The following is a 12,606-nucleotide window of genomic DNA, read 5'->3' as shown; positions in this document are numbered from 1 at the left end:
GCGGAGCGGGACCGGGCGGACCGGGCAGGAAACGTGCCGCCGGCACAGCCGCGAGCTGTTCGTCGGCCCGCCGGTCACGCGCATGCCGTTCACCCTTCGTGCTCCTCGAACCGCTCCTCGCACTCCGGGGTCTCCTTCAAGGCGAGCAGACTGAAGTAGTCCCTGCCGGTCGGCGCCTTGGCGAAGGCGTTGAGCTTCCAGCCACCCTTCTCCAGGGCATAGGCGAGCACCGGTTCGGTCATGCGCGAGTCGATGGTCCAGCCGCGGGCGACCAGTCCGTTCACGAGCCCGGTCAGCTGCTGGTCGCTCACGGGCTCGAAGCTGACGTAGTCGGCGGCGCAGTCGCCCCAGGCCTCGCGCAGCGGATTGCCCTCGCCGGCGTCCGGTCCGACTTCCGCGTCGGCGGTCACGACATCGAGGTCCTCCCACACCATCGCCTGCGTCGGCTCCGGCCCGGAGTACACGGGCTGCTGCTCGGACCTGGGCACCTTGGCCCAGTTGGCCCGGAGCGTCGCCGGGGACTCCTTCGGAGCCAGCAGCCCTCCGGCGACCAGCACCCCCACCCCGGCGGCCGCCACGGCCAGCACCTTGAGCCGCGTGACGGCGCGGCTCTTGGCGGGCCCGCCGCTTTCCCCGCCCTCTGCGGCCGCTTCGTTCCCTGGGGCCGCTTGGGCCCCATTGACCCCGTCGGCCCCTTCGGGCCTGCCTGTCCCGTTGGTCGCGCCCATGTTCATCCCACCCCTTGCGAAAGCCGCCGGGCGATGTTCGGCCCGGCGGCGGTCGCAGGAGTGTGACACGTTCCACTACGTGAAACGGGGCCGGGGTCGTCGGCCGGTCAGGGCGCCACCCGGGAGCCCGGGACCAGGGGGCCACACGTCCACCCCTCCGGCCCCGGCGCCGGTCCGGCCCGGTCACTCCTCCGGAGGGAACACCGCCTCGCCGCTGCCCAGGAGGGTGATCGCGATCGCTTCGACCGGGCACCCCTCCGCCGCCGCGAGCACCGGCTCGCTCGCGTCCGTCTCCGCCGCCCGCGGATGCGACTGCCGTGCCGAGTCGAGGGCGAAGCCGTCCGGGGCGTGGTTCACGCACATCCCCGAGCCGATGCAGACGCCGCGGTCCACCTCGACGTGCCAGCGGTCACCCATCACGCACCGGCCGCGGGGGGTACGTACCCTGCCGGGAGGTGGATCATCTTGTGCTCCAGGTACTCGCTCAGCCCCTCCGGGCCGAACTCCCGCCCGACGCCGCTGTTCTTGTAGCCGCCGAACGGCCCGAGCATGTCCAGGCTGAAGGTGTTCACGTTGAAGGTGCCGGTCCGCACCTGTCGCGCGAAGTCGATGCCGCGCTCCACGTCGCCGGTCCAGACGCTGCCGCTGAGCCCGAACTCCGAGTCGTTGGCGACCCGTACGGCCTCCGCCTCGTCCCCGTACGGGATCAGGCAGACGACCGGGCCGAAGATCTCCTCGCGGGCGATCCGCATCGAGTTGTCGACGTCTCCGAAGAGGGTCGGCTCCACGTACCAGCCCTGGTCCAGGTCCGAGCCGGCCGGACGCCCGCCGCCGGACAGGACCTTGGCGCCCTCTTCCTGGCCGATCCGGATGTAGTCGAGCGAGCGCTGCTGCTGCCGCCTGGCCACCAGCGGGCCGAGCTGCGTGGCGGGGTCCATCGGGTCGCCGACGACCAGTGCCGAGGCGGCGGCGGCGAGGGCTTCGGCGATCTCCTCGTAGCGGCTGCGCGGGGCGAGGACGCGGGTCTGGGCCACGCAGGCCTGGCCGTTGTTCATCCAGGCCGCGGGGACGATGCCGGCGATGGCGGTGTCGAGGTCGGCGTCGGGGAGGATGACGGCCGCGGACTTGCCGCCGAGTTCGAGGGTCACGCGGGTGAGGTTCTTGGAGGCGACCTCCATGACCCGCCGGCCGGCGCCCACGGAGCCGGTGAAGGCGACCTTGTCCACGTCGGGGTGGCCGACGAGGTACTCGCTGACCTCGCGGTCGGCGGGCAGGATCGACAGCACGCCCTCGGGCAGCCCGGCCTCGCGGGCGATGTCGGCGAGGATGTAGGAGTCGAGGACCGCCTCGGGGGACGGCTTGAGGATCACCGTGCAGCCGGTGAGCAGCGCGGGCGCCAGCTTGGCGGCGGCCACGAACTGCGGGACGTTCCACGGGATGACGGCGGCGACCACGCCGACGGCCTCGCGCCGGACGAGGATGGGGCCGAGGACGCCCTGGCGGTACTCCTCGTACGGGTAGTCGCGGGCCACGGTGATCGCGGCGTCGTAGACCATCATCGGGCCGAGGGCCTGGGCGAGGACGCTCCAGGAGTACGGGGACCCGTTCTGGGAGCTGATCGAGCGGGCGATCTCCTCGTGCCGGACGGCTATGGCGTCCTTGATCCTGGTCACCACCGCGATCCGCTCTTCGAGCGTGGTGCGCGGCCAGGGGCCCTCGTCGAAGGCCTTGCGGGCCACGGCGACGGCCCGGTCCACGTCCGCCTTCGAGGCGTGCGGGACGCTGCCGATGACCTGCCCGGTGTGGGGCGAGACGACCTTGATCGTGTCGGTGCCCAGCGGATCCGTCCATTCACCGCCGATGAACAGTTTTCCGTGTTCCACGAGCTCGGTCATGGCTGATGCCTCCTGCGGCTTGGCGTTCCAGAACTGATACCAGTTCTAGTTCTAGGAGTCCACGGAGCTGACCGAACCGCCTCGTACAACACATCGAAGATCCAACGACTAGTCAGATCGCCCCGAAGATGGTCGACTTGGGCTACTAATGCAACACGTTCTCGTGAGAGTGGAGCCAGAGTGGAGCCCTTCAAGGCAGAGGACACGACACAGGGCACCCCGACCCCCCACGTCACCGATCACGGCGGCGGCGTGTGGGGCATCAAGGTCCCCATCCCCGACAACCCGCTCGGCCACACCCTCGTCCACGTCCTCGACACCGACCGCGGCCCGGTCCTCATCGACACGGGCTGGGACGACCCCGAGTCCTGGGACACCCTCGTCGCCGGCCTCGGCGCCCTCTCCATCGCCGTGGCCGACGTGCACGGCGTCGTCATCACCCACCACCACCCCGACCACCACGGCCTGTCCGGCCAGGTCCGCGAGGCCTCCGGCGCCTGGATCGCCATGCACGCCGCCGACACCGAGGTCGTCGTCCGGACCCGGGCCTCCGAACCCGGCGTCTGGTTCGACTACATGAGCGAGAAGCTGGCCACCGCCGGAGCCCCCGAGGAGCACATCGCCCCGCTGCGCGCCGCCCGCGCGAGCGGCCGCATGCGCACCCTGCCCGGGCTGAGCGCCGCCGTCCCCGACCGGGAGATCGTGCCCGCCGAGCTGCTGCCGCTGGCCGGGCGCCGGCTCCGGGCGATCTGGACCCCCGGGCACACCCCCGGCCACGTCTGCCTGCACCTGGAGGAGAAGCATCCGGGGAACCTGCCCGGCAACGGCCGCCTCTTCTCCGGGGACCACCTGCTGCCCGGGATCTCCCCCCACATCGGCCTCTACGAGGACCCCTCCTCCGAGCGGGTCACCGACCCCCTCGGCGACTACCTCGACTCCCTCGAACGCATCGGCCGCCTCCAGCCCGCCGAGGTGCTCCCGGCCCACCAGTACGCCTTCACCGATGCGCAGGGCCGCGTACGGGAACTGCTGGACCACCACGAGGAACGCCTGACCGGGCTGCGGGAACTGCTCGCCGCCGAGCCGCTGACCCCGTGGGCGCTGGCGGAGCGGATGGAGTGGAACCGGCCCTGGGAGCAGATCCCGTACGGCTCCCGCAACATCGCCGTCTCCGAAGCGGAAGCCCACCTGCGGCGCCTGGTGAAGCAGGGCCGCGCCGAGGCGGTGCCGGGCAGCGACCCCGTGACGTACCGCGCCGTGTAAGGGGCGCGGGTGGGCGGCGCCACCCGGCACCGGAGCTACGGGCCGGTAGAGTATGGGCGTCGTCCACACTTCCGTACGGGGGGAAGCCGGTGCGAATCCGGCGCTGACCCGCAACCGTGACCCGCCCCGGCAGCATCGGGGGCGGGGAGCCGGATTGCCCCGTGCCGGAGGTGCGCGGCTCGTGCCGCCGGGTCCTCCGGCGGCCGGCACCGTCGAGGTAAACGGAGCCGGAGCCCGGTACCAGCCTCCCTCGCTGTGCTGCCTGCCTCCCGGTTCCCCAGCACGAGAGGCACCCGCCCCGCATGAACGTCCGCCGCAGCGCCGCCACGCTCGCCGTCTCCGCCGTGCTCTGCGTGGGCTCGGCCCCCGCGGCCCTCGCCGATGTCGCCACGCCGTCCCCGTCGCCCGTCGTCCCCTCCGGTCTCTTCGGCAAGGCCGACCCGTCGTACGACGGGGTGTGGCGGCAGTCGTTCGCGCTGCTCGCCCAGACCACGGTGGGCGAGAAGCCCGCGCTGCAGGCCGTGGACTGGCTGGTCGGCCAGCAGTGCGCCGACGGCTCCTTCGCCGCCTTCCGCGCGGACACCGCCAAGCCCTGCGACGCCTCGGCGTACATCGACTCCAACGCCACCTCGGTCGCCGTACAGGCGCTGGCCGCGGTCGGCGGGCACACGGACACGGTGAAGAAGGCGGTCGGCTGGCTGAAGTCCGTGCAGAACCAGGACGGCGGCTGGAGCAGCAACCCCGGCGGCGCCATGGACAGCGGTTCGGACGCCAACTCGACCGCCCTCGTGATCCGTGCCCTGGAGGCGGCCGGCGAGAAGCCGGCCGAGGTCAAGTCGAAGGGCAAGACCCCGTACGAGGCCCTCCTCACCTTCCAGCTGGGCTGCTCGGCCGAGCCGGCCGCCGACCGGGGCGCCTTCGCGTTCCAGCCGGCCGGCGGCAAGCTGTCCGCCAGCGCCGACGCGACGGCCGCCGTCGTGGTGGCCGGACTCGGTCTCGGCCCGGTCGTCTCCCCCTCCCCCCAGGACACCCCCGCGGCCCCGCTCGCCTGCCCGGCGACCGCCGGCGACCCGGTGGCGGCGGCCCAGGGCGGCGCCGGATACCTGGCGGAGGCCCTGAAGAAGGACGGCCACCTCACCGCCCTGACCCCGGGTGCCGACCAGTCGACCGCGGACCACGGCAACACCGCCGACGCGGTCATCGCCCTGGCCGCGGCCGGGCACAAGCAGTCCGCGGCGGGCGCCCTGGAGTGGCTGAAGACCAACTCCGCCGAGTGGTCCAAGGGCAACCCGGCCGGTCTCGCCACCCTGATCCTGGCCGCGCACGCGACCGGCACCGACCCGAAGTCCTTCGGCGGCACCGACCTGGTGACGGCGCTGAACGCGACGGGCCCGGCCCCGCAGGGCGCATCCGCGAACGCGTCGGAGCAGCCGGCGGAGAAGAAGGAGAAGGAGAAGGACTCCGGCAGCAACGTCTGGTGGATGATCCTCGCGGGCGCGGCGGCCGGCATGGGCATCGGCATCGTGCTGAGCGGCCGCCGCAAGAAGAACCAGCTCTGATGCAGCACCGCTCCCTGACCCTGCGGGCCCTCCTGGCCGGCATCGTCCTGACGCTGCTGGCCGCGTCCCCCGCCCTGGCGTCGACCTACCGCTACTGGTCGTTCTGGGACGGGGCGGGCGGCACCTGGGCGTACGCCACCCAGGGCCCCTCCTCGCTGCGTCCGGCGGACGGCTCCGTGCAGGGCTTCCACTTCGTGGTGAGCAAGGACGCGGCCGACCAGGCCGCCCCGCCGCGCACGGCTCCCGACTTCGCGGCCATCTGCTCGGCCACCGCCCCGGCGGCGGGCAAGAAGCGGATCGCGCTCGTCATCGACTTCGGCACGCCCGCCGAAGCCCAGGCGGGCGAAACCCCGCCGCAGGACGCTCCGCGCACGGCCTGTGCGCAGGTCGGCCCGGACGCCACGACGGCCGAGGCGCTGGCGGAGGTGGCCAAGCCGCTGCGCTACAACAGCGCGGCACTGCTGTGCGCGATCTCGGGCTACCCGAAGCAGGGCTGCGGCGAGCCCCTCGCGGATGCGGCGCCGGCGCCGGCTACGCCCACGGCCACGCCCGCCGCCGATGCTGCCGCCGGATCCGACGGCGGCGGCCCGTCGGCGGGCCTCCTCGCGGGCATCGCAGCGGTGGCAGCCCTGGGCGCGGCCACGCTCTGGCAGTCCCGCCGCCGCCGCACCCGATGACGGTGGTGGGCGGGAGCGGCGGGAGCGGCGGGAGCGGCGCGAGCGGCGGGACGGGCGCCGACGGCGCTCAGCCACCCACCGGGGCCAGCCGCACCCGCCCGTCCACCCGCACGGGTGGTGCGGGTGGGAACCCCGCCCGGCCGCAGGCCGGGCGCACCACCCACGGCGCGGAACGCGACGTCCCCACCCCGACCGGCCCGATCGCCGCCGACCGGGCAACCGGGAGCCCGCGGGTGCCGACGTACAAAAAATGGCGTGCCCCCGAGGCCACGCGTGGCAACGCCCTGCACGCGGGCGCCTGGTGGCTGTGGGCCCTCGGGCTCGCCACCGCCGCCTCGCGCACCACCAACCCCCTCCTCCTCGGCCTGATCGTCGGCGTCGCCGGTTACGTGGTCGCTGCCCGCCGCACCGACGCCCCCTGGGCGCGTTCCTACGGGGCGTTCGTCAAGCTCGGCCTCTTCGTCATCGCCCTGCGCCTCGTCTTCTCCATGCTCCTCGGCTCCCCCATCCCCGGTGTGCACACCCTCTTCACCCTCCCCGAGGTCCCGCTCCCGGCCTGGGCGCAGGGCATCCGGCTCGGTGGCCGGGTCACCGCCGAGCAGCTCGTCTTCGCCTTCTACGACGGCGCGAAGCTGGCCACGCTCCTCATCTGCGTCGGCGCCGCGAACGCCCTAGCGAACCCGGCGCGGCTGCTGAAGTCGCTGCCCGCGGCCCTGTACGAGGTCGGCGTCGCCGTGGTCGTCGCGATGACCTTCGCGCCGAACATGGTCGCGGACGTGGTCCGCCTCCGGACGGCCCGCCGGCTGCGCGGCCGTCCCACGGGCGGGATCAAGGCCATCCTCCAGATCGGCCTGCCGGTGCTGGAGGGCGCGCTGGAACGTTCCGTGGCCATCGCCGCCTCGATGGACGCCCGCGGCTACGGCCGCACCGCCCGCGTTCCCGCCGCCGTCCGGCACACCACCAACGTGCTCACCCTCGGCGGGCTGCTCGGCATCTGCGCGGGCACGTACGGCCTGCTGGCGGCGGAGGGCGCCGGCTACGGCCTCACCCTCCTCCTCGCCTCCCTCCTCCTGGCCCTGGCCGGGCTGCGCCTCGGCGGCCGCCGGTCGATCCGGACCCGGTACCGGCCGGACCGGTGGGGCGTACGGGCCTGGCTGGTCGCCGGGTCGGGCGCGGCGGTCGCGGCCCTGCTGATCCGGGCCGCGTCCCTGGACCCGGAGGCCCTGCGCCCCGGCGTCGTCCCCCTCGTCGCCCCCACCCTCCCGCTCTGGCCGGCGGCAGCGATCCTGATCGGCCTCCTCCCGGCCCTGGTGGCCCCACTACCCCCCTCGCAGGAGGCGTGAGCAGCCCCCATGATCCACTTCGAAGACGTATCGGTGACGTACGAGGGCGCGGCCGCCCCCTCCCTCGCCCACGCCGACTTCACGCTCCCGGAAGGCGAGCTGACCCTCCTGGTCGGCCCCTCCGGCGTCGGCAAGTCCACCCTCCTCGGGGCGGTCTCGGGCCTGGTCCCGCACTTCACCGGGGGCACCCTCAAGGGCCGGGTCACGGTCGCCGGCCGGGACACCCGCACGCACAAGCCGCGGGAACTCGCGGACGTGGTCGGCACGGTGGGCCAGGATCCCCTGGCCCATTTCGTGACGGACGTCGTCGAGGACGAGCTCGCCTACGGCATGGAATCCCTGGGCCTGGCGCCCTCCGTCATGCGCCGCCGCGTCGAGGAAACCCTCGACCTCCTCGGCCTGAACGACCTCCGGGACCGCCCGATCGCCACCCTGTCCGGGGGCCAGCAGCAGCGGGTGGCGATCGGTTCGGTCCTGACCCCGCACCCGAAGGTCCTGGTCCTGGACGAGCCGACCTCGGCCCTCGACCCCGCGGCGGCGGAGGAAGTCCTGGCCGTCCTGCAACGCCTGGTCCACGACCTGGGCACGACCGTCCTGATGGCGGAGCACCGCCTGGAGCGGGTGGTCCAGTACGCCGACCGGGTCCTGCTCCTCCCTTCCCCGGGCGCACCCGCCGTCCTGGGCACCCCCTCCGACATCATGGCCGTCTCCCCGGTCCACCCCCCGGTGGTGGCCCTGGGCCGCCTGGCGAACTGGTCCCCCCTCCCCCTTTCCATCCGCGACGCCCGCCGCCGCGCCACCCCCCTCCTCACCCACCTGACCCAAGCCACCGCCGGGACGCAGCCCCAGGCCCCGGGCAAGGCAGACCCGTCGGACGCCGGGGCGGAGCCCCTGACGGGGTCGGGGGCGCAGCCCCAGGCGGGGTCGGGGGCGGAGCCCCAGGCGGGGTCGGGGGCGGAGCCCCAGGCGGGTGCCGGGGCGCAGCCCCAGGCCGGTGCCGGGGCGCAGCCCCAGGCGGGGTCCGGGGCGGAGCCCCGCAAGGGGTCCGGGGCGCAGCCCCGGGGAACGGGCGAAGGGTGGGTAGGGGACGGCCGCCCGCAGGGCCCCCACACCGACCCCGGCCCCACGCACCGCCCCGGCCTGCTCGCCCGACTGCGCCGCCGAGGCCACCCCACCCCCCAGCCTGCCCACCCGATCGGCAAGGCCGCCCCGGCCACGGTCAAGGCCGTATCCCTCCGCCGCGGCCGCGCCGAAGTCCTCCGCGACATCGACCTCACCGTGGCGCCGGGCGAGACCATCGCCCTGATGGGCCGCAACGGCGCCGGAAAGTCCACCCTCCTCGCCACCCTCATCGGCACGCTGGAGCCCACCACCGGCCAGGTCACGGTCAGCGGCCGCACCCCCCACCGCACACCACCCGCCGAGATGGTGACCCGCGTCGGTCTGGTCCCCCAGGAGCCCCGCGACCTCCTCTACGCCGACACCGTCGCAGCCGAATGCACCGCCGCCGACCACGACGCCGGTCAGGCGCCCGGCACCTGCCGTGCCCTCGTCGCCGCACTCCTCCCCGACGTCCCCGACGACACCCACCCGCGCGACCTCTCCGAGGGCCAGCGCCTGGCCCTCGCCCTGGCGCTGGTCCTGACCGGCCGCCCGTCCCTCCTCCTCCTCGACGAGCCGACCCGCGGACTGGACTACGCCGCCAAGGCCCGCCTGGTGGAGATCCTGCGCGGGCTCGCCGCCGACGGCCACGCCATCGTCCTGGCCACCCACGACGTGGAGCTCGCCGCCGAGCTGGCCCACCGCGTGGTGATCCTGGCCGGCGGCGAGATCGTCGCGGACGGCCCGACCGCCGAGGTCGTCGTCTCCTCCCCCGCCTTCGCTCCGCAGGTGGCCAAGATCCTGGCCCCGGGCCACTGGCTCACGGTCTCCCAGGTCGAGGCGGCCCTCTCCGCCCGGGGCGCCTCATGAGCGCCCGCGGCGACGCGGCCACCCCCCGTACCCGCCCCCTCCGCATCGGCCCCCGCGCCGCCGCCGCCCTGGTCCTCGTCACCCTCATCGGCATCGCCGCCTTCGGCTGGCCGCTCCTCGCCGCCCGCCAGTCCGGCTTCGCGCACGCCCAGGACGCCCCCTGGCTCTTCGCCGCCCTGCTTCCGCTCCTCGTCGGCGTGGTCGTCGCGACCATCGCCGACGACGGCATGGACGCCAAGGCCGTCGCCATGCTCGGCGTACTGGCCGCGGTCGGGGCCGCCCTGCGCCCGATCGGCGCCGGTACGGCCGGCCTGGAGCCCATGTTCTTCCTGCTGGTGCTGAGCGGCCGCGTGCTCGGCCCGGGCTTCGGCTTCGTCCTGGGCGCGGTCACGATGTTCGCGTCGGCCCTGCTCACGGGTGGTGTCGGGCCGTGGATGCCGTTCCAGATGCTGGCCATGGGCTGGTTCTCGCTGGGGGCCGGCCTGCTGCCGGGTCCGGACCGGATCCGGGGGCGGGCCGAGCTGGCGATGCTCGCGCTGTACGGGTTCCTGGGCTCGTTCGCGTACGGCTTCGTCATGAACCTGCAGGGCTGGGTGATCATCCAGGGGATGGCCCAAGGCATCTCCTTCCACCCCGGGGAGCCGCTCCCGGCAAACCTGACCCGCTTCGTCGCGTACTACCTGGCGACCTCGCTGGGCTGGGACCTGGGCCGGGCCGCGCTGACCGTCGTACTGACCCTCACGCTCGGCGCGACCCTGCTGAAGGCATTGCGGCGGGCCACCAGAAAAGCGGCGTTCGATGCGCCCGTGGCCTTCGATCCGGGGGTCACAAATGCCCCCAAACCTTCCCCCGAAAGGGATATGACCCACCACGCACGGTGAGATCCGGGGCTCTCGGCGGTGACCCGCCCCACAGGACCTCGGTCACATACGAAGCGGAATAGTAGTCCTTAAACGGCCCTTACCCACCCCCTCATACCTGCCCCCACCTGCACCGATACCCATCCGCCCCCCGAGGGGTCGTTACGCCCCGGCTGCGAGGACCACTAGTAAGAGGGGTCGTTGCCAGGCGGGCTCTACCCCCGTAGAACTGGATGAGTCGCAAGGCGGACGGAGATCCCCCGGGCTCTCCCGCTCCCGCCGACGAACCCCTCTCCCTCGCGTGAGTGGCTCACGCATGCCTCTGGCATGCATGCGACTGCCCCTGTTCCCTTCGGAAGGTTCGTCCGTGTCCAACGCCGTCATCCGCCGCATCGCCGCTTCGAAGAAGACCCTCGCGGGTACCGTCCTCGCCCTGGGCGTTGCCGGCTCCATGCTGGCCGCGGTTCCCGCGCAGGCCGCCCCGATGAGTGCCAAGGCGATCGCCCAGCAGATGATCAAGGACCCGGCGCAGTTCGCGGCGTTCAACAACATCGTGTCCCACGAGTCCGGCTGGGACTACACCGCCACGAACTCCGCTTCCGGCGCGTACGGCCTGGTCCAGGCCCTGCCGGCCTCGAAGATGGCTTCGGCGGGCTCGGACTGGAAGACCAACCCGGCCACCCAGATCAAGTGGGGCCTGGACTACATGAACTCCCGCTACGGCAGCCCTGCCGGCGCCTGGACGTTCTGGCAGAACAACCACTGGTACTAAACCACCAGCGGCAGCAGACGAAACAGCACATGCGAAGGCCCCGGCAGCCGACCTCCCCAGGTCCGGCCACCGGGGCCTTTGCGATCCCATCCCACAGGGTTCAAAGGCGGCGCAGCAGGTGCTACAGCCGCTGGATGATGGTGCCCGTCGCCAGCGCGCCGCCCGCGCACATGGTGATCAGCGCGAACTCCTTGTCCCGGCGCTCCAGCTCGTGCAGGGCGGTGGTGATCAGACGGGCGCCGGTCGCGCCGACGGGGTGGCCGATCGCGATGCCGCCACCGTTGACGTTGACCTTCTCCAGGTCCTGGTCGAAGACCTGGGCCCAGCTGAGGACGACGGAGGCGAAGGCCTCGTTGATCTCGACGAGGTCGATGTCCTTGAGGGACATGCCGGCCTTGCCCAGCACGGCCCGCGTGGCGTCGATCGGCCCGTCCAGGTGGAAGTGCGGGTCGGAGCCGACCAGCGTCTGGGCGACGATCCGGGCGCGCGGCCGCAGCTTGAGCGCGCGGGCCATCTTGCGCGAGGCCCACATCACGGCGGCGGCGCCGTCGGATATCTGCGAGGAGTTCCCGGCGGTGTGCACGGCGGTCGGCATGACCGGCTTGAGCCGGGCGAGGCCCTCCATGGAGGTGTCGCGCAGGCCCTCGTCCCGGTCGACGAGCCGCCACATGCCCTGGCCGGCGGCCTGTTCGGCCTCCGTGGTGGGCACCTGCACGGCGAAGGTCTCCCGCTTGAACCGCTCCTCGGCCCACGCGGCGGCGGCCCGCTCCTGGGACAGGACGCCGAGGCGGTCCACGTCCTCACGGGTCAGGCCCCGGCGGCGGGCGATGCGCTCGGCGGCCTCGAACTGGTTCGGGAGGTCGACGTTCCACTCGTCCGGGAAGGGCTTGCCGGGTCCGTGCTTCGACCCCGATCCCAGCGGGACGCGGGTCATGGCCTCGACCCCGCAGGCGATGCCGATGTCCATGACACCGCCGGAGATCATGTTGGCGACCATGTGGTTGGCCTGCTGGGAGCTGCCGCACTGACAGTCCACGGTGGTCGCGGCGGTCTCGTACGGGAGGCCCATGGCCAGCCAGGCGTTGCGGGCCGGGTTCATCGACTGCTCGCCGGCGTGGGTGACGGTGCCGCCGACGATCTGCTCCACGCAGTCGGGCTGGATTCCCGTGCGGGCGAGGAGCTCGCGGTAGGTCTCACCGAGGAGGTAGGCGGGGTGAAGATTGGCGAGCGCGCCCCCGCGCTTGCCGATCGGGGTGCGTACGGCTTCGACGATGACGGGTTCCGCGGCCATGAGCTCGTCCTCTCCTGCTCCTGCGTAGCGCACAGCGCGCATCGGCTAGCGCGCCTCAGCTGACGGGCGGGCCGTCCCGGCGCCCCACCCGAACTAGTACGCGTTCTAGTTCTCCCCGCAGTCTTATGACCAGAACACCCGGTACGCAAGGGTCTTGCACGCGGCTTACACGGATTCCACACGCAACAGTTGGCGCGGGGCCCCTTGTCACTTCTAGAACTCGTTACTACCTTCAAGCCAACTTCTG

At 73.2% G+C, this 12,606-nt stretch carries 11 protein-coding genes and 1 riboswitch; of the genes, 7 read left to right on the top strand and 4 right to left on the bottom strand.

Features of this window, described 5'->3' with window-relative positions:
- Positions 1 to 89: 89 nt before the first annotated feature.
- The 3 genes from ACFRU2_RS13515 to ACFRU2_RS13505 all read right to left on the bottom strand — a co-directional run bounded on the left by ACFRU2_RS13515 (position 90) and on the right by ACFRU2_RS13505 (position 2,623).
- Positions 90 to 728, bottom strand: coding sequence for a hypothetical protein (locus ACFRU2_RS13515; RefSeq protein ID WP_382971537.1), 639 nt, complete (start codon positions 726 to 728; stop codon positions 90 to 92).
- A 183-nt stretch (positions 729 to 911) separates the two neighbouring features.
- Complete coding sequence (locus tag ACFRU2_RS13510) at positions 912 to 1,145, bottom strand: ferredoxin (protein WP_266958309.1); 234 nt, start codon at positions 1,143 to 1,145, stop codon at positions 912 to 914.
- On the bottom strand, positions 1,145 to 2,623 hold the full coding sequence (locus tag ACFRU2_RS13505; RefSeq protein ID WP_382971535.1) for an aldehyde dehydrogenase: 1,479 nt from the start codon (positions 2,621 to 2,623) through the stop codon (positions 1,145 to 1,147). The genes ACFRU2_RS13510 and ACFRU2_RS13505 overlap by 1 nt, the downstream gene beginning before the upstream one ends.
- A 180-nt stretch (positions 2,624 to 2,803) precedes the next feature.
- Between ACFRU2_RS13505 and ACFRU2_RS13500 the strand changes: the two genes are divergently transcribed.
- The 7 genes from ACFRU2_RS13500 (at position 2,804) to ACFRU2_RS13470 (ending at position 11,068) form a co-directional block, all read left to right on the top strand.
- Positions 2,804 to 3,886, top strand: coding sequence for an MBL fold metallo-hydrolase (locus ACFRU2_RS13500; protein ID WP_382971533.1), 1,083 nt, complete (start codon positions 2,804 to 2,806; stop codon positions 3,884 to 3,886).
- A 79-nt stretch (positions 3,887 to 3,965) separates the two neighbouring features.
- A riboswitch (cobalamin riboswitch) is annotated at positions 3,966 to 4,046 on the top strand.
- A gap of 142 nt (positions 4,047 to 4,188) precedes the next feature.
- A complete protein-coding gene (locus tag ACFRU2_RS13495; RefSeq protein WP_382971532.1) occupies positions 4,189 to 5,445 on the top strand; it encodes a prenyltransferase/squalene oxidase repeat-containing protein in 1,257 nt (418 codons plus the stop codon).
- The gene (locus tag ACFRU2_RS13490; protein WP_382971530.1) at positions 5,445 to 6,122 is read left to right on the top strand and encodes an SCO2322 family protein; all 678 of its coding nucleotides are present in this window, start codon (positions 5,445 to 5,447) and stop codon (positions 6,120 to 6,122) included. Before ACFRU2_RS13495 ends, ACFRU2_RS13490 begins: the two co-directional genes overlap by 1 nt.
- Positions 6,119 to 7,465, top strand: coding sequence for an energy-coupling factor transporter transmembrane component T (locus tag ACFRU2_RS13485; protein WP_382971528.1), 1,347 nt, complete (start codon positions 6,119 to 6,121; stop codon positions 7,463 to 7,465). Before ACFRU2_RS13490 ends, ACFRU2_RS13485 begins: the two co-directional genes overlap by 4 nt.
- 9 nt (positions 7,466 to 7,474) lie before the next feature.
- Complete coding sequence (locus tag ACFRU2_RS13480) at positions 7,475 to 9,436, top strand: ATP-binding cassette domain-containing protein (protein ID WP_382971526.1); 1,962 nt, start codon at positions 7,475 to 7,477, stop codon at positions 9,434 to 9,436.
- Complete coding sequence (locus ACFRU2_RS13475) at positions 9,433 to 10,317, top strand: ECF transporter S component (RefSeq protein WP_382971524.1); 885 nt, start codon at positions 9,433 to 9,435, stop codon at positions 10,315 to 10,317. The genes ACFRU2_RS13480 and ACFRU2_RS13475 overlap by 4 nt, the downstream gene beginning before the upstream one ends.
- A gap of 295 nt (positions 10,318 to 10,612) precedes the next feature.
- Positions 10,613 to 11,068 carry a transglycosylase SLT domain-containing protein gene (locus ACFRU2_RS13470; RefSeq protein ID WP_382971522.1) on the top strand — a complete coding sequence of 152 codons (456 nt, stop codon included), beginning with the start codon at positions 10,613 to 10,615 and terminating at the stop codon, positions 11,066 to 11,068.
- 121 nt (positions 11,069 to 11,189) lie between these two features.
- Here the strand turns inward: ACFRU2_RS13470 and ACFRU2_RS13465 are convergent, their stop codons facing one another.
- Positions 11,190 to 12,359 carry a steroid 3-ketoacyl-CoA thiolase gene (locus ACFRU2_RS13465; protein WP_250745683.1) on the bottom strand — a complete coding sequence of 390 codons (1,170 nt, stop codon included), beginning with the start codon at positions 12,357 to 12,359 and terminating at the stop codon, positions 11,190 to 11,192.
- Positions 12,360 to 12,606: the final 247 nt, after the last annotated feature.

It is taken from the genome of Streptomyces sp. NPDC056883, assembly GCF_042788835.1.
GTDB classification, from domain to species: Bacteria; Actinomycetota; Actinomycetes; order Streptomycetales; family Streptomycetaceae; genus Streptomyces; species Streptomyces stoeckheimensis.
Note: the sequence above shows the minus strand (reverse complement) of the source record. Positions and strands in the feature narration are given on the sequence as shown.

Bases quoted from the DNA above. Each gene is read 5' to 3' on its own strand.
- ACFRU2_RS13510 (WP_266958309.1), bottom strand. From the start codon at position 1,145: ATGGGTGACCGCTGGCACGTCGAGGTGGACCGCGGCGTCTGCATCGGC.
- ACFRU2_RS13505 (WP_382971535.1), bottom strand. From the start codon at position 2,623: ATGACCGAGCTCGTGGAACACGGAAAACTGTTCATCGGCGGTGAATGG.
- ACFRU2_RS13475 (WP_382971524.1), top strand. From the start codon at position 9,433: ATGAGCGCCCGCGGCGACGCGGCCACCCCCCGTACCCGCCCCCTCCGC.
- ACFRU2_RS13495 (WP_382971532.1), top strand. From the start codon at position 4,189: ATGAACGTCCGCCGCAGCGCCGCCACGCTCGCCGTCTCCGCCGTGCTC.
- ACFRU2_RS13470 (WP_382971522.1), top strand. From the start codon at position 10,613: ATGCCTCTGGCATGCATGCGACTGCCCCTGTTCCCTTCGGAAGGTTCG.
- ACFRU2_RS13480 (WP_382971526.1), top strand. From the start codon at position 7,475: ATGATCCACTTCGAAGACGTATCGGTGACGTACGAGGGCGCGGCCGCC.
- ACFRU2_RS13490 (WP_382971530.1), top strand. From the start codon at position 5,445: ATGCAGCACCGCTCCCTGACCCTGCGGGCCCTCCTGGCCGGCATCGTC.
- ACFRU2_RS13515 (WP_382971537.1), bottom strand. From the start codon at position 728: ATGGGCGCGACCAACGGGACAGGCAGGCCCGAAGGGGCCGACGGGGTC.
- ACFRU2_RS13465 (WP_250745683.1), bottom strand. From the start codon at position 12,359: ATGGCCGCGGAACCCGTCATCGTCGAAGCCGTACGCACCCCGATCGGC.
- ACFRU2_RS13485 (WP_382971528.1), top strand. From the start codon at position 6,119: ATGACGGTGGTGGGCGGGAGCGGCGGGAGCGGCGGGAGCGGCGCGAGC.